The sequence below is a fragment of the Effusibacillus dendaii genome, from assembly GCF_015097055.1.
GTDB lineage: Bacteria > Bacillota > Bacilli > Tumebacillales > Effusibacillaceae > Effusibacillus > Effusibacillus dendaii.
The window spans coordinates 15,404-37,648 of record NZ_AP023366.1; the positions used below are offsets into that span (position 1 = coordinate 15,404).

At 51.0% G+C, this 22,245-nt stretch carries 20 protein-coding genes and 3 pseudogenes; 15 read left to right on the forward strand and 8 right to left on the reverse strand.

Translation table 11 applies throughout. The features are described 5' to 3' along the window. Positions 1 to 22: 22 nt before the first annotated feature. Complete coding sequence (locus skT53_RS00085) at positions 23 to 457, forward strand: MaoC/PaaZ C-terminal domain-containing protein (protein WP_200759205.1); 435 nt, start codon at positions 23 to 25, stop codon at positions 455 to 457. A 43-nt stretch (positions 458 to 500) separates the two neighbouring features. Here skT53_RS00085 and skT53_RS19045 read toward each other — a convergent pair. Both skT53_RS19045 and skT53_RS00095 read right to left on the reverse strand, forming a co-directional pair. Then, positions 501 to 749: pseudogene (locus tag skT53_RS19045) on the reverse strand (OsmC family protein); the annotation flags it as partial. A gap of 21 nt (positions 750 to 770) precedes the next feature. Next, entirely contained in the window at positions 771 to 971 is a 201-nt protein-coding gene (locus skT53_RS00095) for a hypothetical protein (protein WP_200759206.1), read from the reverse strand. A 66-nt stretch (positions 972 to 1,037) separates the two neighbouring features. On the opposite strand from skT53_RS00095, the pseudogene skT53_RS00100 reads away from it, so the two are divergent. Further along, positions 1,038 to 1,184: pseudogene (locus skT53_RS00100) on the forward strand (transposase); the annotation flags it as partial. A gap of 44 nt (positions 1,185 to 1,228) precedes the next feature. On the opposite strand, the gene skT53_RS00105 reads toward skT53_RS00100, so the two are convergent. Then, entirely contained in the window at positions 1,229 to 1,630 is a 402-nt protein-coding gene (locus tag skT53_RS00105; RefSeq protein WP_200759207.1) for a YmaF family protein, read from the reverse strand. A 631-nt stretch (positions 1,631 to 2,261) separates the two neighbouring features. After that, positions 2,262 to 4,166 (reverse strand): prenyltransferase/squalene oxidase repeat-containing protein, encoded by a 1,905-nt coding sequence (locus skT53_RS00110; protein ID WP_200759208.1) that lies wholly within the window; start codon positions 4,164 to 4,166, stop codon positions 2,262 to 2,264. 206 nt (positions 4,167 to 4,372) lie between these two features. On the opposite strand from skT53_RS00110, the gene skT53_RS18315 reads away from it, so the two are divergent. The 3 genes from skT53_RS18315 (at position 4,373) to skT53_RS00120 (ending at position 5,387) form a co-directional block, all read left to right on the forward strand. Beyond that, a complete protein-coding gene (locus skT53_RS18315) occupies positions 4,373 to 4,660 on the forward strand; it encodes a MerR family transcriptional regulator (RefSeq protein ID WP_226375290.1) in 288 nt (95 codons plus the stop codon). Further along, a complete protein-coding gene (locus skT53_RS18320; RefSeq protein ID WP_226375291.1) occupies positions 4,657 to 4,932 on the forward strand; it encodes a hypothetical protein in 276 nt (91 codons plus the stop codon). Before skT53_RS18315 ends, skT53_RS18320 begins: the two co-directional genes overlap by 4 nt. A gap of 140 nt (positions 4,933 to 5,072) precedes the next feature. Next, positions 5,073 to 5,387 (forward strand): hypothetical protein, encoded by a 315-nt coding sequence (locus skT53_RS00120; protein ID WP_200759209.1) that lies wholly within the window; start codon positions 5,073 to 5,075, stop codon positions 5,385 to 5,387. Here the strand turns inward: skT53_RS00120 and skT53_RS00125 are convergent. After that, positions 5,337 to 6,161 carry a class I SAM-dependent methyltransferase gene (locus skT53_RS00125; RefSeq protein WP_200759210.1) on the reverse strand — a complete coding sequence of 275 codons (825 nt, stop codon included), beginning with the start codon at positions 6,159 to 6,161 and terminating at the stop codon, positions 5,337 to 5,339. The genes skT53_RS00120 and skT53_RS00125 overlap by 51 nt on opposite strands. A 45-nt stretch (positions 6,162 to 6,206) precedes the next feature. After that, positions 6,207 to 6,962, reverse strand: a complete 756-nt coding sequence (locus tag skT53_RS00130; RefSeq protein ID WP_200759211.1) for an SDR family NAD(P)-dependent oxidoreductase — start codon at positions 6,960 to 6,962, stop codon at positions 6,207 to 6,209. Between the two features lie 169 nt (positions 6,963 to 7,131). Here skT53_RS00130 and skT53_RS00135 point away from each other — a divergent pair, with 169 nt between their 5' ends. Together skT53_RS00135 and skT53_RS00140 are read left to right on the forward strand one after the other, a co-directional pair. Beyond that, positions 7,132 to 8,445: an acetamidase/formamidase family protein gene (locus skT53_RS00135; RefSeq protein ID WP_200759212.1), complete on the forward strand. Its 1,314-nt coding sequence runs from the start codon at positions 7,132 to 7,134 to the stop codon at positions 8,443 to 8,445. Between the two features lie 150 nt (positions 8,446 to 8,595). After that, the gene (locus tag skT53_RS00140; protein ID WP_226375292.1) at positions 8,596 to 9,345 is read left to right on the forward strand and encodes a sulfite exporter TauE/SafE family protein; all 750 of its coding nucleotides are present in this window, start codon (positions 8,596 to 8,598) and stop codon (positions 9,343 to 9,345) included. A gap of 26 nt (positions 9,346 to 9,371) precedes the next feature. Here the strand turns inward: skT53_RS00140 and skT53_RS00145 are convergent, their stop codons facing one another. Both skT53_RS00145 and skT53_RS00150 read right to left on the reverse strand, forming a co-directional pair. Next, on the reverse strand, positions 9,372 to 10,808 hold the full coding sequence (locus skT53_RS00145) for an RsmF rRNA methyltransferase first C-terminal domain-containing protein (RefSeq protein WP_200759213.1): 1,437 nt from the start codon (positions 10,806 to 10,808) through the stop codon (positions 9,372 to 9,374). A 137-nt stretch (positions 10,809 to 10,945) separates the two neighbouring features. After that, the gene (locus skT53_RS00150; protein WP_200759214.1) at positions 10,946 to 11,983 is read right to left on the reverse strand and encodes an ABC transporter substrate-binding protein; all 1,038 of its coding nucleotides are present in this window, start codon (positions 11,981 to 11,983) and stop codon (positions 10,946 to 10,948) included. A 162-nt stretch (positions 11,984 to 12,145) separates the two neighbouring features. Here skT53_RS00150 and hemA point away from each other — a divergent pair. The 8 genes and pseudogenes from hemA to ptsP all read left to right on the forward strand — a co-directional run. Beyond that, positions 12,146 to 13,429: pseudogene (gene hemA / locus skT53_RS00155) on the forward strand (glutamyl-tRNA reductase); the annotation flags it as partial. A gap of 241 nt (positions 13,430 to 13,670) precedes the next feature. Next, complete coding sequence (locus skT53_RS00160; protein ID WP_200759216.1) at positions 13,671 to 14,489, forward strand: cytochrome C assembly family protein; 819 nt, start codon at positions 13,671 to 13,673, stop codon at positions 14,487 to 14,489. Between the two features lie 17 nt (positions 14,490 to 14,506). Next, positions 14,507 to 15,154 (forward strand): precorrin-2 dehydrogenase/sirohydrochlorin ferrochelatase family protein, encoded by a 648-nt coding sequence (locus skT53_RS00165; RefSeq protein WP_200759217.1) that lies wholly within the window; start codon positions 14,507 to 14,509, stop codon positions 15,152 to 15,154. After that, positions 15,151 to 16,077, forward strand: coding sequence for a hydroxymethylbilane synthase (gene hemC, locus skT53_RS00170; RefSeq protein ID WP_200759218.1), 927 nt, complete (start codon positions 15,151 to 15,153; stop codon positions 16,075 to 16,077). Before skT53_RS00165 ends, hemC begins: the two co-directional genes overlap by 4 nt. Further along, positions 16,077 to 17,597, forward strand: coding sequence for a uroporphyrinogen-III C-methyltransferase (cobA, locus tag skT53_RS00175; protein WP_200759219.1), 1,521 nt, complete (start codon positions 16,077 to 16,079; stop codon positions 17,595 to 17,597). Before hemC ends, cobA begins: the two co-directional genes overlap by 1 nt. A gap of 58 nt (positions 17,598 to 17,655) precedes the next feature. Further along, positions 17,656 to 18,636 (forward strand): porphobilinogen synthase, encoded by a 981-nt coding sequence (gene hemB, locus skT53_RS00180; RefSeq protein ID WP_200759220.1) that lies wholly within the window; start codon positions 17,656 to 17,658, stop codon positions 18,634 to 18,636. Positions 18,637 to 18,669: 33 nt separating this feature from the next. Next, positions 18,670 to 19,959 (forward strand): glutamate-1-semialdehyde 2,1-aminomutase, encoded by a 1,290-nt coding sequence (gene hemL, locus skT53_RS00185; RefSeq protein WP_200759221.1) that lies wholly within the window; start codon positions 18,670 to 18,672, stop codon positions 19,957 to 19,959. Positions 19,960 to 20,043: 84 nt separating this feature from the next. After that, on the forward strand, positions 20,044 to 22,191 hold the full coding sequence (gene ptsP / locus skT53_RS00190; protein WP_200759222.1) for a phosphoenolpyruvate--protein phosphotransferase: 2,148 nt from the start codon (positions 20,044 to 20,046) through the stop codon (positions 22,189 to 22,191). Positions 22,192 to 22,245 lie beyond the last annotated feature (54 nt).

Genomic DNA, 22,245 nt, shown 5'->3' on the forward strand with positions numbered 1-22,245 from the left:
GTCTATCAGGAGGTGGTATCCCTTGTATTTTGAAGAATTTGAGGTTGGTCAAAAATTCCAACTTAAAACCATTACTTTAACGGAAAAAGAAATTTATGAATTTGCAGAGAAGTTTGATCCTCAACCGATACATATTGATGAGGAGTTTTCAAAAAGGAGCATCTTTAACGGCATCATTGCTTCAGGTTTCCATACCATGAGTGCGGTTTGGGGGCAATGGATTCGCGCCAATAAGTTCGGCACTGAAATTATCGGGGGAATCGGATTAGACTATATGACATGGAAGTCCCCCGTGAGACCAAATGAACAATTACAAACTATTGTAGAAGTGGTAGAGAAAATACCTTCTTCTAAAGGAGGAAGGGGGATTCTGGTTTTGAAATTCACTGTTATGAATCCAATCGAACAAGTAGTATTGGATACACAAGCCAGAGTGATAATAAAAAGTAAAATATAATGAAATAAGCCCTTCTTATTACAAAGGGCATATTTTTTAAATTCTATTCTTCCGTTATAACCCAAGAATGATCAAATTGGATACATCCTTTCAATGTTTGAGCAACAGGACAACCACGTTCAAATACGGATAAAGCGCGTTCTGCTGCTTCACGCGAACCTTTTGGGACAATGATTTCATAATGACAACTTATTTTAGTGATTTTTAAAACTCCTTCGGGAGCTTCAATTGTACCCTGAATTTCAGCACGCAGCCTGTTGGGGGATGTGGGGATTTTACGCGCTTCCAGCGCGCCGGCTAGAGTTCCTACGAGTCAGCCACCAGCGGCAGCTACGATATGATCTAAGGTGGATGGATATTCTACCTCTGGTTGTACTCCGTAGAATTGTTTTACTCCTCCGTGAACACCGTAATATACAGGTTGTTCAAAATCGCCAATATAAGCACGTCTGATCTTATTGGCTGTATCTTCTTGTATAATGGTGATTTTCGTTAATTCAATCGGTTGACTCAAATGACTCACCTTCCTTGCTATTGGATAGTGTTTCAATAATGAAAGGATACAATTAAATCCGATATCATGCAACTGAATGAATGGAATCAGGGGTATATAACTACCACCGTATCTCCCATTCACTCGCATTTTGTATTCTGCCCTCGTTATCGAAGAAAATTATTAGTTGAACAGGTGGAAACTCGATTCAAGGAACTGTGGGCTGAAATATGCCAAAAGAATGCATGCAGCGTATACAGCTATAACGTATACAGATCTTATGAAATACTGGTTCTTCCGCTATACCTGTGAGTATGGGGAATTCGGCCGTTAACTGTAGTGACCCCTTCAAACAAATGGCAATGTCCACCCGTTGGCAGCGGTATGTCCGGTCCTGTTCGTCCCTGAATGGTATGCGTGTGTCCATCGTTGAATGAGGTTACTGTGTAATATCCGTGAGTATGAGGGACGCCGATGGGGGCGGGTTCCGTGGTACCCGCGTACTGATGGGAATGTCCTATATCAAAAGATGTAGTACCGGCAAAATTGTGTACGTGCAGTACACGACCGTCCCACGTGATCAAATACATATCGTGAGAATGTTCATCACTCAAATTTTGATTGTCAGTATGCAACAAAATCCCTCGAATTACATGCTCTTCTTTCTTCTTCTCCTCCATTTTCCCCGTATCCTCTCCTTGTTTAAGAAGTAATAGACCGTCAATCGCCCGCCGCTGCCAGACCAACTGACATTAATTTTATTTCTACAGCGTATGGAACTTTAAAAAGCGGATGAACGGTATTTGCCTTAACTCTCGCATCTTTTTTCTGATTCCAGGTAATCTTCATCTATGTCTTGCCGCAAATACTTACGGGAAATCACACACGAATTAAATTCTTTGTCTCGTACGCAACAGCCGCTTCTCTTGATTTAACCGTTACATACCTTACAGAAGATTGGAAAATGAGGAGGTGTTACGGAATGGCATTTGGCGCATACACCCGTTGGGCTGTAGTGTTTCTCATCATTTTCGTTTTGTTTATCCTGATTGTTCCGGATGGAGCTGGCTATTAATCAATTAAGAGGGAGGACGGAAGGGTGTACGGACAATTCGGTTATTACACTCGTTGGGCGGTAGTGTTTCTGATCATTTTTGTCTTGTTCTTCTTGCTGGTTCCCGGTTATACCACGGTTTGCAAGACAGTACCCACTTACTAAACAGAATCTTCCCCGCCAGACAGCCGGCAAATTGTTGAAAAGCACCGTTTTTGCGACGGTGCTTTTTCCTGATAATTTTCATTCCTATCGGTTTACGACGGACCTTCTTTTAGTTGCCGCGCGGATGTACGGTAATGAGCCAGGGCGATAAGCGGCCAAATTTTTGGGTATACATGATATCGAATATGCAACGCACCTGGGAAAGCCGAACCCGTTGGCATATCCTCTGTCCATATGACGCCGTGTGGCTCTGCATCGTGGTTCGCGTGATGCAATAACCAGTCTGCAGCCTTGCCACAAGCCTCCCATAACCGTTCTCGCTCCGATTGATCCGGTTCGATTTCATGCAGGTGCAAAAGCGCATCCAATCCCCAAGCCGTCTGGGTAGGAACGCCGTCAGTCAGCGGCACAAACCGCCCTTGCAAATCACTCTGACAAGACTCACCGAAACTCCCGTCTTGATGTTGAATATTCAAAAGCCACTCCTTTGCCTTTGAGACGCTTCGATGGTCACTTGACAGTTTTGCTGCCGCAAGCGCTTTTATCGCACACCATGTTCCATAAATGTATGTCGTACCCCATCTGCCAAACCAGCAACCCTCCGGTTCCTGATGACGGAGCAACCATCTTAAGGCACGACGTACCTTGCTGTCATGTAAGGGCAATACTTGTTTGCGAAGCAAAAACTCCAGAACTCTCCCCGTGATATCAGGTGTAGACGGATCATACATGGTTCGCCGCATGTCATTCGCCGGAATCCATTCGAGCCAACGTTTGTTGGAATTCTTCTCGAACGCTGACCACCCACCGTTCCGGTTCTGCATACTCAGCAACCAGTTTACGCCTTTCCGCCAGGCTTCTTCATATTTCATTCGAAATGGGTACAAGGCTTCCAGGCACGCGACCGTATCATCCGTATCCGGATGCCTGGTGTTGTTGCTTGAAAATCCCCAACCGCCTGCTTGAAGAGGGGCATGGTGCTGCTTGGACAGCAAATATTGGACCGCTCGCTGGATGGTGGGCGAATCAATGTCCGGGTCGGCTGTCAACAACGCGTTTGTCACCAAGGCCGTATTCCATACATGGGCATTGCAAGTCTGTTGGTGAACGTACGCTGTAAGAGGGTCTTGATACGCATTCCTCCGAATGGCCTGTAACGGCACCTGGATTTCCGGGTGGGTTATATTATATCCCAAGGAACGCAACGCAAAGATAAGCAAAAAAGTGGACGAATGATAGCTCCCTGCCGTTCCATCTTCTTCCCGCTCATCCAACATCCAATCCAGGCATCGGATCAACCTCTGCAGCATAAATGGCGAGAAATTCAATCTCCGGATGACCGGGACGGCGTCCTGCGTGTGGTAGTTTTCTTCTGTTGAAGTTAGCAGTTCACTCAAAACAGGCTCATGAACGCCTTTTTCGACAAACTGTACGGACGATAACAGCAGTATGGGAGCAATGTGCAGACGTGTAAACGTCACAATATCCGAAATGGCAACTGGAAACCAACGTGAAAACAACAGGGAATAAAGACCTGGGGAAGGCAACCATGTCCAAGGAATTTCGCCGCCGATGGCCAAAATCACCTTGGTGAGATTGCGGCATTTTCGTAGTCCGCCGTGCTGTAAGATAAATTGCTTTGCCAGCTCCTGGCGCTCTCTGTGGTCAAACCAGCAATGATAGAGGTCCAATGCATAATAACATTCTACTGTCGTCGACAGATCTCCTTCATCACCCGGATAGACCCCCCAGGAGCCGTCGACCCGCTGCGCCGCCAGAATCCGGTTGAGGAGCGGCTCTATCCACTCTGGGTCTGATACGTCAAGTAAAAATAAACAGATCGCTGTATGGGCATCTGCCATCACGCCGGTGTCAAAGCAATCTGTCCAGCAACCCTCCGAACTCTGGCTGTCCTTTAATCGCTGTACTGCAAGTTTAATTGTCGCATCCAACCGTGTTTCTGCATCGGCCATGTCCAATTTGAAATCGTCCTCCATCCCCCTCAACTCCTTTTCCCAAGCCGAAATGGAAGACACACTTCAGGGTATTCCTGGACAAGGTACAAAGTGTCGGCAGTTGGCCCGTGGAGGTTCACCAATTTGTACTTGCAGGAAGGGTAGAGGAGGCAGTTACAAATAAGTTAAAATCGTGGGTGCCTCTAACGCAACGTAATCCCTTACGGTAGGTTCAGGAGGTGATCACGGTGGCCTATACAGTAAAGGAAGTTTCAAATCTGTCCGGTGTGAGCATCAGGACGCTTCATTACGACGAAATCGGTTTGTTAAACCCCGCTTTTTACGGGGAGAACGGGTACCGTTATTACGAACAGGAGCAGTTGTTGCAGCTTCAGCAGATTTTGTTTTTTAGGGAATTGGAACTCCCGTTGGAAGATATTCAAACCATTTTGGAAAGCAACGCGTTTGAACGAGTGGAAGCGTTGCAATCCCATAAGCGTATTTTGCAAAAAAGGCGGAGCGTCTGCATGAATTGATGCGAACGATTGGTAAAACGATCCATTTGGCAGACTATGAATTTCTGGATAAACAGACGAAAAGCTACAAAATTACAGAACTGAAAGGGCCCTATGAAGGTTATCATGATGGAAACAGAAAAGGAAATTACCAGGTGGTGGTTTCTTGCGATTGTACGTATTCGAAACTCTATGAAGGTCAGGGAAGAACGAGCGGACCTAATTTGTATGTTGTCTATCTGGATCATAATGCCAGGGGCTGGTCGGTTGTAAGTGTCGGCAGCGGTCCATAACCGGGAGGTTCATTTTGCTGCAAAGTTGGCGAAACTAAAATCAGGATATGGAATCAGGTGTATCACGCATTTACTCCGTTGACAGCCGGTTCCGGCAATCCGCTTTTATTGGGGACCCACCAGGGGGAAGGCTATCCGATTTGAAAAGTTACCTGTACCTGAAACCGCTTCTGTTGTGGAAAGACCCGTTTTATTGGTTTCCGATTTTTCATATCGATTCCGATTGGTTAAAGTCGATCTTTCCGGCGCTGGTCAAAGCGGGAATAATCGGATTGCTGGTCGCTATGGCGGGGTTATCCAAACATCGCAAAGACAGTTTGTTGATCACGTGTGTGCTGGTGTATTTCACACTTTTGTACAGCATGTATTTTGTCATGGATCGGTACAACGAACCGTTGATGCCTTTAATCTTCCTGGGAATGGCGTTGGGAGCACGGGTTGTCTTGAGATGGTGATTTCTCACATAGCACCATCCATTCATCGACTTGCAGGGATTGAATCTGTCCCTCGTGCATGATCACTGAAAAATACTGCTGCAGTTTCTGGCTGCCCTCTTTCATAAACTGTTTGACGCATTCCGCCTGTTCCGAATCGTTAGCCATGCGTGTCGCCCAGACCGGAAAGTCGTATGTCTTTTTTCGCGTACGTGAATTTGCTTCCCGTAAACCGACTGATTGGAACAACTCTCGCCACTCTTTGATCGACAGACAACGGACATGGCTTTCATCCCGCAGTTTTTCAAACGTATTCATAAAATCGGCCAATTCAGGATCAGACGGGGCCACGTTATCAATCAGCAGAAATTTCCCTTTTGGCTTTAACACTCGCTCCGCTTCGCGAACAAATTGATCGGGGTTCGGAAAATGATGCGGCGCGAGGCGGCAGGTGACAACATCAAATGTGCTGTCCAAAAAGGGGAGCGATTCGGCGTCCGCCACCATGTACCAGATGTTGTGGAAATGTGGCTTGAGGTGTGCTGCCGTATTTTCCAACATTTGACGGGTGAGATCTGTGGAAAAAACAGACTGAACATGCGGAGCCAACGTTTTGGCGACATGTCCGCCGCCCGTTGCAATGTCCAGCACGACCCAATCCGGTTGCGGATTCAGCCATTCGAGCAGCAGGGTGAGGTCATCCGCTTTGGCGTGCGATTCGCTTGTCACGTATTTTTCAGCGTTTTTGGCAAACTGTTGTTTGACTGTATCCTTAATCGTTTTGTCGTTTTCCAATGGTTCCCCTCCTCATGGGACAGGTTTGTCTGATTGGATAGCGGCCTATCGTTTGAACGCGGCGGCACCATCGTCAACACAATAAATATGTCCATTCAGAAAAGAGGCGTCTTCACTTGCCAGGAAGGCGACTACTTTCGCCACTTCCTCCGGTTTGCCCGCCTTGCCGCGCATTTGCGCCCGCTGGATTTTGTTCCAAAGGGCTTCGTCCCCTTTCCACCTGGTGACGATTCCGGTGTCAATCAGCCCTGGTGCGATCCCGACTACCCGGATGTTGAATTTGGCCAGATCGAGAGCGGCCGCTTTCGTCATGGAAACAACCGCCCCTTTGCTGGCATGGTAAGGGATCTTGCCGCGGTCGGCAATATAGGCATAAATCGATGCGGTATTGATGATTACGCCGCCCCGTTCTTTCATCGCATTGCCAGCCGCCTTGATTCCATAAAACACGCCATGCTGGTTAATGCTCACAACCTTCAGATACTCATCTACCGGCATATCCAGCACATTGTGCAGAGGACTGCCAACGCCCGCGTTGTTAAACATAATGTCCAACCGGCCATACTGTCCCACCGCCTGGTCAACCAGTGATTGCACACTTTCATAGGACGAAGTGTCCGTCTCGATAAAAATTGCTTCACCGCCTTCTGTTTTGACGGCAGCGACTGTCTGCTCGCCGCCTTCCCGATTCACGTCAGCCGCCACCACTCTTGCTCCGCCGCGCGCAAACTCCAGTACGGAAGCGCGTCCGATGCCGCTCGCCGCTCCGGTTACGATTGCCACTTTGTCTTGAAATCTCATTTTTCGCTCCCCCTTTAGGACTGTCATCCGTTAATTCTTGACAGAATTCTGCAAGCCAATAAAAAATCCTCTTTTAATTCACGCGATTCCATCCATGCTATGTAGGATTTTCCCTATATAGAATAGAAGTAGAACGATACAATTCTGATTTTGGAAAGGATGAATCGCAATGGGATCTGTTGATCAGTCAGAAGCTCTGGAAACGGTCTATGTCAACACGTTTACAAACGGAATTTTGGATCCGTCGCAACCGATGCTGGGACCGGTCAAAGATGGCGGGCATATCGTTGCCAACACGACGCCCGGTTGTTGGGGGCCGATGATTACTCCGAGTCTCAGGGGCGGGCATGAGGTGACTCAGCCGGTGTTTGTGGAAGGGGCGGCAGTGGGGGATGCGATTGCCATCCGCATCAAATCGATCCGCGTTACATCGATAGCTACCGCCTCGGGGAACGATCAGACGATAGAGGGCCGTTTCTTGGGCGACCCGTTTGTGGCGGCCAAATGTCAAAACTGTGGAACGATGTACCCGAAAACGAAAATTGAGGGGATCGGGCCGCAAGCGATCCGCTGTGTGGTTTGCGGGGCGGATGCGACTCCGTTCGTTTTTACAAATGCGTATACGATCGCATTTGACGCCAACCGGCAGATCGGGGTGACCTTAAACAAAGAAGCGGCTGAACAGATCGCCCGTGACGGACGGGCTTATATGGCGACTCCGGCCAACTCCTGTCAGAACCCGATTGTCACCTTTGCGCCGCATGATATTGTCGGGGCGGTGGCGAGAGTCCAGCCATTTTTGGGACAGTTGGGGACCACGCCGAGTCGGCCGATTCCGGATTCGCACAACGCGGGTGATTTCGGATCGTTCCTGATTGGAGCGCCGCATGAGTATGCATTGACGAAAGAGCAGTTGGAAGACCGGACGGACGGACACATGGACATCAATCGAGTGCGGGAAGGGGCGATTTTGCTCTGTCCGGTGAAAGTGCCGGGGGGAGGCGTCTACTTGGGCGATATGCACGCCATGCAGGGAGACGGGGAGATTGCCGGTCATACGACTGATGTGGCGGGTATTGTAACGTTGCAGGTGCATGTGATCAAGGGTTTGAAGTTGGAAGGACCGATACTGTTGCCTGTTTATGAGGATTTGCCCTATCTGGCCCGGCCGTTGACTTCCCAGGAAAAAGAAAAAGCGTTGCAGGTAGCCCGCAGCTGGGGTGTTGAAAAGCTAGAAGAAACAGCACCCGTCTCTTTTGTCGGCACCGGTGCAAACCTGAATGAGGCAACGACAAACGGCATGCAGCGGGCCGCTGATTTACTTGGCATGACGGTGCCGGAAGTGATGAATCGCGCCACGATCACCGGGGCGATTCAAATCGGACGGCATCCGGGCGTTGTGACCGTTACGTTTTTGGCTCCGGTTGACCGGTTGGAACGATTGGGGATTGTGCCGTTAGTGCAAGATCAGTACGCGTTGTAACAACGAAAATCAAAGTCTTGCAGTCTTAGCGCTATGCCTGCTACAGGTGTGGCGTTTCATTTGTGACAGTGGTTGCAAATTGTAACAGAATTGTTGAAAATGGAAATGTGATTCAATCGGTTTAGACAACTTAGGAAAGAAGCGAATTTAATGATCTTATTGACGATGTTTGTATTGGGGCTATTACTGGGATTTGGCGGCGGTGGCGGCGCCGGTTTTGTGCTGGCGTTGCTGGTGACGGTGTTTCACATTCCCGTCCACACCGCATTGGGAACATCGATAACGGCGATGATTTTTACGGTGTTGTCCGGTGCGATCAGCCATTATCGGGAAGGAAACGCGGTTTTAAAATTTGGGGCATCGACCGGCTTGTTCGGAGCGATTGGGGCGTATCTGGCGACTTTTGCCGCACGAATCATGCCGGAACATGTGATTCTCTGGATTGCGGCGAGTATGCTGTTTCTCTGTTCGTTTTTGATCTGGCTGCGGACACAGCCGAAAATGGCCGAATTAACCAATAAGTTTACGGTAGATGTAACGAAAAAAAGCCATTTCTGGTTGGCCAGCGCGGGAGTGGGTCTGATCACCGGCGGTTTGTCCGGTCTCTGCGGAATTGGGGCAGCGCCGATGATTCAGTTCGGACTGTTGGCTGTCCTGGGCTTGCCTCTGCGGCAAGCGGTCGGAACTACATCCGTAGTGATTCTGCCAATTGCAGTATTCGGAGCGATCGGTTATCTGCAAGCCGGTTTTCTCGACTGGCTGCTGTTGCTGCAGATTCTGGTCGGCACGATGACAGGGTCCTTTATCGGAGCCAAATTTACGAAGCGGGCACCCGTTCTAATTTTGCGCTCTGTGGTAATCGGTATGCCGCTTGTGGCAGGTTTCCTGATGCTGGTGTAAACACGGCCCGAACTTGTATTTGATTCTTACGGTATGCGAAGCCCTTTTGGATAATGGTTTTTCAGTTGTCCGCCGCTCGCTTTGCCCCATCCTAACGGGAAGCGGTCGACGGTTACCAGCACCCAACCAGGATCCCCCTCATAGGGAAGCGTATCACCGTGCAGATAAGTTTCGATAAAGGCGCGATCATCCGGCTGGCGGCTGTCAAGATCGTATGTACGGCGGACTTCTTCTGCCCGCAGCGACAGGGCAAGGGCGTGTGACGGTTCAAACCGGTCTTTTTTGACGGTCCCTAAATGCCAGCCGGGCCGGATCACTTTTACCTTTTCCAAATTGGGCACCGATTCGGGCAGCAAATACAACTGGTCACCAAACAGAAACAGCCGCTCGAAACCTGCAGGCGGCATTTCGATGCGCAAATGTTCAGCGGAAAACTGTTGAAACAGGCGCCAAGCGACAGTTGTATCAGGACGGGCTTTCGGCTGTTTGTTTTTCTTCTGAGTTCTGGTTCCGCTTGAAAGGGGCGACTCACCGATCACCGTCTTTCGTCGCAACAATGCCAGGAAGTGGCCTTCTCCCCGCAAGCGGTGCGGCCACAAGCGGCAGCAGAAATGCAGGGGGAAATCGGCCTTGTTCGTCCCTGCAGCCCACTCCGTCCGTCCGGGCATAAAATAGGCTGCCTGCGGCACCGGAATCAGTTCGTAATCGGAATGCTCCCACAAGAAACGCAGGATTGTCTGCTCATTCTCTTCCGGTGAAAACGTGCAGGTGGAATATACCATCGTTCCTCCAGGTTTGAGCATGCCAGCCGCATAGCGAAGGATTTCATCCTGTCGGAGCGCGCATCGTTCCACGTTTTCCTGCGACCACTCTTCGACCGCCGTATCGTCTTTGCGAAACATTCCTTCTCCGGAACAGGGGGCATCCACAATCATTTTGTCAAAAAAAGCGGGAAATCGCTGGGCCAGCCGATCAGGCGGCTCGTTGGTCACAATCGCATTGCGAATTCCCATTCTCTCGATATTTTCCGATAAAATTTTGGCCCGTGCGGGGTGAATTTCGTTAGCGACAAGCAAACCTTGTCCCTGCAAGGCTTGTCCTGCTTGCGTCGCTTTGCCGCCCGGGGCTGCCGCCAAGTCCAGCACCCTGTCGCCCGGTTCGATCTGCAGCACTTCTGCAACCGCCATGGCGCTCGGTTCCTGTATGTAATAGACGCCTGCCGCATGGTACGGGTGTTTGCCGGGGCGAGACGATTCATCATAATAAAAACCGCTTTCACACCAAGCTACGGGTTCGACGGAAAAAGGGGAGCGGGCGGCAAATTGGTTGGCAGACAGTTTCAGCGTGTTCACGCGCAACCCGTGCAGGCGGGCCTGCTGATAGCTGGTGAGAAACGCATCTGCTTCTTCACCCAATAAATGGGACATTTTTTGTATAAACGATGCAGGTAATTGATTGGTCATAAGAACCCCCGTGTGCGTTCAATCTAGGGAAAACAGGTGCAGTCGTCCTCCAAACATGGCCTGTCCAGGATGTTATTATACCGGATTTTTCAAAAAGAAGCCGCCTCCTGTGTGGGGGCGGCTTTCGTACATTCCTGTTACTTCACCAGTTGTTTCGCCTTTTCCGCGAATGTGGTATTGACCAGTTTATCGTAAGGGGCAGCAGCTTTCAGTTCGCCTGCCTGCTGGATAATCGTCTGCAGATTATCCCATTCTTCTTTGTCGATGATCGGGTCTTTTGCCCAGGCATCCGCTTTTTTGTAGCGGTCTGCCACCATGGTCAAAATGTCCTTTCTGACATCAGGGAAATAGGCGGCGATCATGTCTGCAATTTCAGCGCCGCTTGCGCTTTGAATCCAGTTTTGTGCTTTCTGGACGGCGTTTGTAAACTTCTGGATCGTTTCCGCATTTTTTTGCATATAGGTTTGTTTTGCCATAAACACGGTATAGGGAAGCTTGCCGCTGTCTTCGCCAAAATAGGCCACTACATATCCCTGCCCCTGTTTCTCCAGGATCGAGGCGGCCGGTTCGAACGCTTGATAAAAATCGCCCGTGCCGGAAGCAAAAGCACTGGTTTGCGTGTCAAACGAGATGTTTTGAATGATCTGGTTATCTGTTTTAGGGTTGATCTGATGTTTACGCTGCACGAATTCACTTACCATTTCCGGCATCGAACCGGAACGTGAGCCAATCAGGGATTTGCCTTTTAGCAGCGACCAGTCAAATTTGTCGATTTTCTGGCGGGCTACCAGGAAGGAGCCGTCTCGTTGCGTGACTTGCGCAAAATTGACGACCGGATCGGGCGACCCCTGCTGGTTGACAAAGATGGTGGTCTCCGCACCGACCAACCCGATGTCTGTCTGATCGGACAACAGGGCGGTCATCACTTTGTCACCGCCCCACGCGGTGGTCAGTTCAACATCCAGTCCCTGTTCCTTAAAAAACCCTTTCTGCAATGCCACATACTGCGGTGCGTAAAAAACGGAACGGATCACTTCGCTCACTCGAACTTTTGTCGAATTGGCTGCAGGGTTACTGTCCGATGGTGTATTTGACGTCTGTTTGGTGCCGCCGCAGCCGACCGAGAACAACAGGATACCGGCCAAAACCAGTCCGGCAAAGGACTTCCATTTCATTTCTCCTTGACCTCCTTTACGGCTCATGATTTACATCCTATGCGTCCGCCCGGTTTTGGTGAAAATTGTTCATAAAGTCTTAAAAACAGCCTTTTCAGAACAAGTTTCGAATTTTGATGAATTAGTGGTATAATAATTCGGAATGAGAACGGAGGTGTCAACATGGTGATCCTCGCAATCGGATTAAACTACCGTACGGCTCCTGTCGAGGTCCGTGAACGGTTTAGCGTGTCTGACCAGGTTTTGAACGGCGCGCTGCACCAGTTGGCCATGTCTGACAGTTTGGCGGAGACAGTGCTTGTTTCTACCTGTAACCGGACGGAAGTCTATGTGGTAACAGATCAGGTGGAGGCGGCCAAGGCAACCATATTTAATTTTCTGGCAGACGCCTCAGGGATAGACCGCGAGGTCTTTTTGCCATACCTTTATATATACAGCATGGATGATGCGGTTCGTCATCTGTTCCGTGTGGCGTGTGGGCTGGATTCGATGGTGCTTGGCGAAACGCAGATTTTGGGCCAGGTGCGGGACGCCTTTCTGCGGGCGCAGGAATCAGGTGTAACAGGGCCGATTTTTAACAATTTGTTTAAGCGTACGGTAACGCTGGCCAAACAGGCCCATTCAGAGACGGAAATCGGCCGTCATGCGGTGTCGGTGTCCTATGCGGCTGTGGAACTGGCGAAAAAAATATTCGAAGAGCTCAACAATAAAACGGTGCTGATTGTCGGAGCCGGAGAAATGAGCGAATTAACGGCAAAGCATCTGTATGCATCGGGTGCGCGCCGGGTGCTGGTCGTCAACCGCACGTTCGAGCGGGCGAAAGAGCTGGCTGACAAATTTGAAGGCCATGCGCTGGAACTGAAATCGATCGACCTGGCGCTGAAAGAAGCGGATATTGTCATTTCGTCGACAGGCGCGGAAGGATATGTCATCAGCAAACTGCAGGTGTCCAATGCCATGAAGCAGCGCCGCTACCGCCCTTTGTTTCTGATCGATATTGCGGTGCCGCGCGATTTGGACCCGTCCATTAATAAATTGGAAAATGTGTTTTTGTATGACATAGATGATTTGCAAGGCGTTATCGCCGCGAATTTTGCCGAACGGAAAAAAGAAGCCGCCAAAATTGAAGGGTTTCTGGAACTGGAACTGGTGGCTTTTAAACAATGGCAGACGGAACGGGCGGCGATTCCGCTGATTTCCGCTTTGCAGAAGAAAGCGGGCGGCATTCGGCAGGAGATTATGGAGAGTTTGCAAAACAAGCTGCCGAACCTGTCTGAACGGGAATTGAAGCAGTTGGAAAAACACACGTCAAGCATTGTGAATCAAATGCTGCGGGAACCGATCCAACAGTTGAAAGAAATGGCAAAAGAGCCACAGGCGGAACAGTATCTGTCTCTTTTCTCCCGGATATTTGGCATCCCTTCCGTGACAGACTCGGCACGCAGGGTGGAAGCGGCGGGGCGGACAGGGGAACCGGCAAGCGACCGGACAAGGGAATCGGCAAATGAACCGGTAAGCGAATCGGCAGACAAAACAGGCCGCTCGCAACCGGTCGTTCGGCATTCTGCCGCTGTCCCGCATACAGCCGTATTTGATGATGGCGGCCGATCGGATCATGCGGACGGCCAGAAAGTTACGGTAGAAGCCCAATGGTTGGGTGGATTGACGCGGTGAAGGGGGGCTTCAGGTGAACGGAAGTGTCCTTTTGTATGATCTGATGACGTTTATTTATGCAATTTCGGTATTTTTGTATTTCATTGATTTTATTCAGCCAAACCGGAAAGTGAACCGTACAGCCCTTGTGCTGCTGCTCGGCGTGTGGGTAATTCAGACGGTCTTCTTTGTGCTTCGCATGATGGAGCTTAATTACGTGCCGGTGTTGACCACGTTTGAAACGATGATTTACTTCTCGTGGGTGTTGATCCTATTCTCGCTGGTGATTAACTTTTTTTATAAAATCGATCTGTTTACATTCTTCACAAATGTAATCGGGTTTGCCGTTGTAGCGTTTGTCACGTTCAGCGATAAAGGGGCAGCGCAACTGTCAGCCTCCTTGCAGGGAGATTTGCTGATTCTGCATGTTACAATGGCATTGTTAAGCTATGCCTGCTTCCTGCTGGCGACCATTTTTTCGATTATGTATTTGATTCAGGAAAAGTTGCTGAAAGAAAAAAGATGGAACGACCTGTTTCGCCGTTTGCCGGCACTTGATCAACTCGAGCAGTTTTCCTATCGGCTGATCGTATTTGGCTTTCCGTTGCTTTTGATCGCTGTGATCCTGGGGGCGATCTGGTATAACGCCCGTTTTAACTCGGTGTTGATTCTCGATCCGAAACCGGTTGTATCGCTTGCTCTGTTGATCCTGTACGGGATTTACCTGTATTTGCGCGTTTCGGCCGGGTGGTTGGGCAGAAAACTGGCGTGGATCAACATTTCGGCGTTTGTGGGTGTGATCGTGAATTATCTGGTAGTCGGTCAGTTTTTCTCGCATTTCCATAATTGGTAAGAAAAAGCGGTGACAGAATGGGAAAAAATTGGTTTGGTGCCTTCCTCGATATGTCCGGGCAGCTTTGTGTAGTGATAGGCGGCGGTCAAGTGGCGGAACGGCGCGTGCAATCTGTCCTCGTCCGCAACGCGAAGGTGAGGGTAGTTTCTCCCAATTTGACGGAAAAATTAACCGTGTTGGCAGAACGAGGGCAGATTGAACATATCCACCGTTCCTTTCAACCGGGGGATACACGGGGTGCGTTTCTGACAATTGCAGCCACCAATTCGTCCTCTGTGAATCGACAAGCGATCACAGAGGCGAGATCGGAGGGACGGTTGGCAAATGGGGTTCATGCGGCGGACGAGGGAAATCTCCTGTTTCCGGCCGTTCTGGAAAGAGGTCCGCTGCAGGTGGCGATTACCACCTCCGGGTTGGGGCCGGCGCTGGCTCGCCTGATTCGGGAGGAGTTGGAATCCTATTTTGGCGATGAATATGGAACGTATTTGGATAAATTGGCTTCTGTTCGGGAGAGGTTGCTGCAAACGATTGACGAGGAACCAATCCGAACGGAGATACTGCGGCAAATTGTCCGGTCTGATGTACGGGAATTGTTGCGCGAGAGGAATGCGGCGGAAGCGGACCGCATCATTCAATTGATCATCGAGGGGCGGGAAAAGCAATGAGGCATTTGATCGTGGGTACAAGACAAAGTTCCCTGGCACTGACACAGACAAATTGGGTATGTTCGCAGTTGGCCGAATTCGATCCGGATGTAAAAATCGAGACCGAACATATCGTGACTCGAGGCGACCGGATTTTGAACGTGACATTGTCAAAAGTAGGCGGCAAGGGGCTTTTCGTAAAAGAGATCGAACAGGCCCTGTTTGACAAAAAAATCGATTTTGCCGTCCACAGCATGAAGGACATGCCCGCAGTCATCCCGCCGGGATTGGTGATTGCAGCGGTGCCGGAGCGGGAAGATCCACGTGACGTGCTGGTTAGCCGCGACGGCCGGAATTTTACGGAACTGCCGAAGGGAGCCAAAATCGGCACCAGTTCGCTGCGGCGGTCTGCGCAGCTGCAGGCAGCCAGACCTGATCTCGAAATCGTACCCCTGCGGGGAAACATCGATACCCGTCTGCGAAAGTTGGAGGAAGATGGGCTGGATGCGATTGTGCTGGCAGCCGCTGGACTATCCCGGATGGGATGGCTGAACCGGGCGACGGAACGGCTTTCGGTCGACATTTGCATTCCGGCGGTTGGCCAGGGAGCGTTGGCGATCCAATGCCGGGAAGATGATCAGGAAGTGATCGACTTTTTGGCACAGATGGACCACCCTGTGACCCGCCTGGAAGTGACGGCGGAACGAGCATTTCTGGACCGGATGAACGGGGGCTGTCAGGTGCCGATCGGAGGTTACGCGGAACAAATGGACGATTGGTTGTCTTTGCGGGGCTTTGTTGGTTTGCCGGACGGTTCCGTCCTGTTAAAAGAGTTTGCGGAAGGCAAACAGCCGCGTGAATTGGGCATCCAGGTGGCAGAAAAATTGATCGAAAAAGGGGCTCGCGAGATTCTGGATATGTTTGGCGAGGAGCAAAATTCGTAATGGCTGGCGGCAAGGTCTATCTGGTCGGCGCCGGGCCCGGCGACCCGAATCTGATTACCGTTAAAGGATTGCAGGCGATTCAGGCGGCCGATGTGATCGTTTATGATCGGCTGGTATCACCCCGCTTGCTGGCAATGGCTCCTGCCGAAGCGGAACGGATTGATGTGGGAAAGTCGCCTGCTGCCGCAAAAATTCCGCAGGAACAGATCAACCTGCTTTTGGCGGAAAAGGCGAAGCAGGGTAAGACAGTGGTCCGCTTAAAAGGGGGCGACCCGGCCGTTTTCGGGCGTGTTGGCGAGGAAATGGCGACACTGGCGGAACACGGTGTAGAATATGAGGTAATCCCCGGTATCTCTTCCGCGATCGGCGTGCCGATCCATGCGGGAATTCCGGTTACATATCGTGGCATAGCCGCTTCTTTTGCTGTAGTAACGGCGCATGACGCTGCGGACGATGATCACTCCGGGATTCATTGGGAGCAGTTGGCAATGGCAGCCGATACGTTGATTTTTCTGATGGGGGTCGGTCGGCTGTCAGCTATTGCCGAACGATTGATGCGGTATGGCCGATCTCCGGAAACGCCGGCAGCCCTGATCCGTTGGGGTACATGGGCGGAACAGGAAACCATTGCGGGAACACTGGCTGACATTGCGGAGCGAGCCGCACAGGCGAATTTTCAAAATCCGGCCATTATCGTGGTAGGGAACGTGGTCCGTTTGCGTGACAAACTGGCCTGGATGGAAAAAAAACCGCTGTTCGGCAAGCGTGTTTTGGTTACCCGAGCACGCTCTCAGGCTGGCGAATTGGCTTCCAAAATCGAGCAATTGGGCGGCGAGGTGTATGAGTTTCCAGTTATTCGTTTGGCGCCGCCAACCGATTGGCAGCCGGTTGATCAGGCGTTAAGCCGTCTGGAATCGTTTGATTGGCTGATCTTTACGTCTGTCAACGGTGTTGAGTTTTTCTTCGGCAGAATGCGGGAAACCGCTATCGATATCCGCCGACTGCGGGGCAAAATAGCGGCGGTGGGATCGGTTACCGAGCAGGCGCTGCGGCAGCGGGGAATAATCCCCGATCTGATGCCCGATCAGTTTATTGCGGATGAGTTGTTGACCGTAATGCAAAACAAACTGCGGCCGGGAGACCGAATTCTGCTGCCGACGGCCGACATCGCAAGGAAAACGCTGCCTGACGGTTTGCGGCAACTGGGGGGCGAAGTGACCGAGATTGACGTATATCAGAACCAGGCTGTGGCGGACGATGCAGAAGCAGTGGCAGAGATGCTGGCAAATGGGCGCATTGATGTCCTGACATTCACCAGCTCTTCCACGGTTAAGAATTTTGTGAAAGCGATGCAGGGGCAGGATTTGCCCAAATTGCTGGCTCGCGTTCAGGTAGCTTCGATTGGTCCTGTGACAACCGAAACGGCTGCCAAATTGGGTGTTCGTGTAGATGTACAGGCAGAGCCGCACACGATCGACGGTTTGGTTGAGGCGATTGTGAATGGTTTTCGCTGGGCTTAGGAGACACGGTTACCGTCTGCACGCAGTAGATAAACAAATACGATAAGGAGTGACCCTTATGCAACTGCCAACCGGTTTTCAACGGCTCCGCCGTCTGAGAAGAACGGCGGGAATCCGCTCGATGGTACGGGAACATGTATTGAACACCAAAGATTTTATCTATCCGTTGTTTGCGGCACATGGCACCGGTGTCAAGGAAGAGATTGCTTCCATGCCGGGGGTGTACCATCTTTCGATTGAGTTGTTAAAGCGTGAAGTGGAGGAAATCTCAGAATTGGGCATTGAGTCGGTCCTCCTGTTCGGGGTTCCCGCCCATAAGGATGAACACAGTTCGGAAGCGTATGCAGAGCAGGGCATTGTTCAGCAGGCGGTGCGAGCGGTCAAGGACGTCAATCCCGACATGACGGTGATAACAGACGTTTGTCTGTGTGCATACAACCCGGATGGACATTGCGGAATTGTCCGGGACGGGCAAATTGTGAATGACGACTCTCTCGTTTTGTTAGCCAAAACGGCTGTTTCACACGCGCATGCGGGTGCCGACATTGTAGCGCCGTCCGACATGATGGACGGTCGGATTGCCGCATTGCGCGCCGCGCTTGATCAGGCAGGTTTTCTCGATATTCCGATCATGTCCTACTCGGTGAAATATGCATCCGCGTTTTACGGACCGTTCCGGGATGCGGCTCACTCGGCTCCTTCATTTGGCGATCGCAAAACATATCAGATGGACCCGGCCAATTCGCGTGAGGCGATGCGGGAGTCGATGGCTGACGTGGAGGAAGGGGCCGATTTTCTGATGGTGAAACCGGCCATGGCGTATATGGATATTATTCGCCAGGTACGGGACAATTTCGATCTGCCGTTAGTGGCCTATAACGTATCGGGTGAGTATTCGATGCTGAAAGCGGCTGCCCAAAATGGCTGGATAGACGAACGGCAGGTTGTGCTCGAATTGTTGACCGGTTTTAAGCGTGCTGGCGCGGATCTGATTATTACCTACCACGCGAAAGAGGCGGCACAGTGGCTGCGGGGATAAAACCGATCGAAGGCGAAAGCAGAGGGGATCTCGATGCATAAAGGGTATGAAAAATCGCATGCTGCTTTTGAAGAAGCGAAAAAACTGATTCCAGGCGGCGTCAATTCACCTGTCCGCGCGTTTCGGGCGGTTGGCGGCGACCCCATTTTTATCGACCGGGGCGAAGCAAGCCGCGTATACGATATTGACGGCAATGCGTATATCGACTACGTGTTGTCCTGGGGGCCGCTGATTTTGGGGCACGCTCATCCGGAAGTCACGGAAGCGATCATCGATTTTACCAAAAAAGGGACTTCCTTCGGCGCACCTACCCTGTTGGAAACGGAAATAGCGCGTTTGGTGACGGAGATCGTTCCCTCCGTGGAAGTGGTGCGGATGGTCAATTCCGGAACGGAAGCGACAATGAGCGCCCTTCGGCTGGCACGCAGCTACACGAAACGCAACAAAATCGTCAAGTTTGAAGGATGTTATCACGGTCATGCGGATAGTCTGCTGATCAAAGCGGGATCAGGTGTTGCCACTCTGGGACTGCCCGATTCGCCCGGCGTACCGGAGTCGGTGGCGGCGCAAACGTTGACGGTTCCTTATAACGACATCGAGTCTTTGCAACTCGCCTTTGAAAAATTCGGCGAACAGATTGCCGGTGTCATCATTGAACCGATCGCTGGCAATATGGGGTGTATTTTGCCAAAACCAGGTTATTTGCAAGCTGTTCGGGAGATTACGGCACAATACGGGGCTCTGCTGATTTTTGATGAAGTGATGACCGGGTTTCGGGCGGCTTATGGCGGTGCACAGTCGCTCTATGGAATCACACCCGATTTGACGACTTTGGGAAAAGTGATAGGCGGCGGTTTGCCAGTGGGCGCTTACGGCGGAAAACGGGAAATTATGGAAATGGTGGCCCCGGCAGGACCGATGTACCAAGCAGGCACGTTGTCGGGAAATCCGCTTGCGATGATCGCGGGTTATACAACCTTGAAACTGTTGGGCCGGCCTGGCGTGTACGAGGAATTGGCAGCCAAGTCAAAACGCCTTACCGACGGATTGGCCGAAGTTACACGCGAACGGGGAATCCCGTCATATGCCGTTTATGCGGGAGGCATGTGGGGCTGCTTCTTTAATCAGCAGGCAGTTGTGGATTACGAGACGGCGAAGCGTTCTGATTTAGAGCGGTATGCCGCTTTTTTCCGGGGAATGTTGCAGCGCGGTGTGTATCTTGCCCCATCGCAACTGGAGGCCGGGTTTATGTCTCTGGCCCACTCCTATGCGGATATCGATCATACGGTGGAAATGGCGAGACAAGTATTGGCCGATATGTAAGTGTCACAACCCTCGAATGTGTCGGGGGTTTCTTTACTACACGGGGATGTTCTGTCGACCCGCAAATGAGAGGGGGATTGTCCGATGGAGGAACTTGTCACTGTCACCGTTTATAGGCCGCTGCCGGGAGCTGTGGTACCGATCGAACAGGTCCCTGACAAAGTGTTTGCTGACAAATTGTTAGGAGATGGCGTGGCCGTTCAGGCAGAGGACGGGTGTGTCCACTCCCCGGTCGAAGGGGAAGTCGTTCTGCTTTTTCCGACACTGCATGCGCTTGCGATCCGAACCGAACACGATCTGGAAATTATGATTCATATCGGCTTGGACACCGTGCATCTGCAGGGAGAAGGATTTACGGCACTTGTCAAAGTCGGTGATCGTGTGCAGATCGGACAGCCTTTGATCCGTTTCGATTTGCAGCAGGTGGCAAAAACCCACTCCCTGCTGACCCCGGTTCTGGTGGCCAATATGGAAAGAGTAGAGCGGATTGAGCAAGGAACGGGAGACGTATTGTTCCATGTCTTTGTAAAGCGGGAGCGAACTTTGCAGGGACTGCCGATTTCGGAAGGAATTGCGATGGGAACCGCCTTTGTAATTCGTCCCTCACACAATGTGAAACGCTATCTGGTTGACGATCCGGCTGCAGAAACAGAACGTTTTCGCAACGCGGTGCTAATGGCTAAGGAAGAAATGGGAAAACTGATCCAAACCGCCACTACGCGCCTGTCCGCACAAGAGATTGAGATCCTGTCTGCGCAGGAACTTTTGTTGGAAGATCCATTGCTGATGGATGAAGTGCTGCAGGGAATCTGTGAGCGGGGAACGAACGCCGAATGGTTGGTTTGGGATGTGATGCAGCATTGGATTCAGGAGTTTTTCGCCATGGAAGACCCCTATATGCGGGGGCGTGCCATCGATTTGATTGATGTGCGTGACCGTCTGTTGAAAGCGTTGGAAGGGCGAGCGCATACGATCGAGGATTTGATCGATGCGCCAGGTGTATTGGTGCTTGATGAAATACCTCCGAGCATTGCAGGGGAGCCCTATATTTCCTATATTCTCGGGATTGTCACTGTGCGCGGAAATGAGACAAGCCACGGCGCCATTATCGCCCGGTCACTAGGGATTCCGGTGGTGTCCGGATTGGGTGACGAGGTGCTGCAGATTGAACACGGCGATTTTTTGATTGTGGATGGTGTCAGCGGACAGGTGGTTCAACATCCGACGCAGGATTCACTTGATCATTTTCAGCAGAAACTGATCGATCAAATGGCGGCGGAAAAGGAACTGCTGATTTGGAAAGATCGGAAAGCGTTGACGAAAGACCAATTTCCTGTATCGATGGGTGCCAATATTGGCGGGTTGGAAGACACCAAACGGGTTCGTAAATACGGAGCGGATGAAATTGGATTGTTCCGTACGGAAATTCTGTTTATGAGTTATCAGCATTGGCCGACGGAAGATGAGCAGTTTACGGCGTATCAGCGGATTTTGCAGGAAATGGAAGGGCGGCCGGTTATCTTTCGGGTGCTGGATATTGGAGGCGACAAACCGCTTCCCTATTTTTCGATTGAGGAACAAAATCCGTTTCTTGGTTACCGGGGGATTCGCGTTCTGTTCGATCAAAAGGAGAAGTTTCGCAGCCAACTGCGCGCCCTGTATCGTGCCTCCCGCTTTGGTCCCGTCAAAATCATGTTTCCGATGATTCATTCGATCGAAGAATGGCAAGAGATCCAGTCCATCTGTGAGGAGGTTCGGAAAGAAACGGGTGTGGAGAGCGTACCGCTGGGATTGATGGTGGAAACGCCGGCGGCCGCCTTGTTGATCGACTTTTTTGTCGAATATGTGGATTTCGTCAGCATTGGAACAAACGATTTGACCCAATACACGTTGGCTGTGGATCGCCAAAATGATCGGGTGAAAGAGTTGTACGATCCATTTCACCCGGCCGTTTTACGACTCATCCAGTATGTGGTCCGGGCGGCAAAGGCAAAAGACAGATGGGTCGGCGTCTGCGGGGAACTGGCTGGTGATGAACGGATGCTGCCGTTTTGGATCGGGCTTGGTGTAAATGAACTGTCGGTCAACCCCAGCCGAATTCTTTGGTTGAAAAAAAGGATATCCGAGCTGACGGCAGAGCAGGCGAAACTGTTGGTTGACCGTCTGCAGACCGCCCGCACGAGAGATGAAGTGATCCGTGTACTGCAGGAACATGAACATTTGTTGTCATAGGTGCCTGCCCCAAAACATAGAGTGAACTGATGCAGGAGAACGTGGAGGAGGGAG

Coding starts and splice junctions, on each gene's coding strand:
- ptsP (WP_200759222.1), top strand. CDS start 20,044: ATGGAGGAACTTGTCACTGTCACCGTTTATAGGCCGCTGCCGGGAGCT.
- skT53_RS00145 (WP_200759213.1), bottom strand. CDS start 10,808: ATGACCAATCAATTACCTGCATCGTTTATACAAAAAATGTCCCATTTA.
- hemC (WP_200759218.1), top strand. CDS start 15,151: ATGAGGCATTTGATCGTGGGTACAAGACAAAGTTCCCTGGCACTGACA.
- cobA (WP_200759219.1), top strand. CDS start 16,077: ATGGCTGGCGGCAAGGTCTATCTGGTCGGCGCCGGGCCCGGCGACCCG.
- skT53_RS00140 (WP_226375292.1), top strand. CDS start 8,596: ATGATCTTATTGACGATGTTTGTATTGGGGCTATTACTGGGATTTGGC.
- hemB (WP_200759220.1), top strand. CDS start 17,656: ATGCAACTGCCAACCGGTTTTCAACGGCTCCGCCGTCTGAGAAGAACG.
- skT53_RS00135 (WP_200759212.1), top strand. CDS start 7,132: ATGGGATCTGTTGATCAGTCAGAAGCTCTGGAAACGGTCTATGTCAAC.
- skT53_RS00105 (WP_200759207.1), bottom strand. CDS start 1,630: ATGGAGGAGAAGAAGAAAGAAGAGCATGTAATTCGAGGGATTTTGTTG.
- skT53_RS00110 (WP_200759208.1), bottom strand. CDS start 4,166: ATGGAGGACGATTTCAAATTGGACATGGCCGATGCAGAAACACGGTTG.
- skT53_RS00150 (WP_200759214.1), bottom strand. CDS start 11,983: ATGAAATGGAAGTCCTTTGCCGGACTGGTTTTGGCCGGTATCCTGTTG.
- skT53_RS00130 (WP_200759211.1), bottom strand. CDS start 6,962: ATGAGATTTCAAGACAAAGTGGCAATCGTAACCGGAGCGGCGAGCGGC.
- skT53_RS00165 (WP_200759217.1), top strand. CDS start 14,507: ATGGGAAAAAATTGGTTTGGTGCCTTCCTCGATATGTCCGGGCAGCTT.
- hemL (WP_200759221.1), top strand. CDS start 18,670: ATGCATAAAGGGTATGAAAAATCGCATGCTGCTTTTGAAGAAGCGAAA.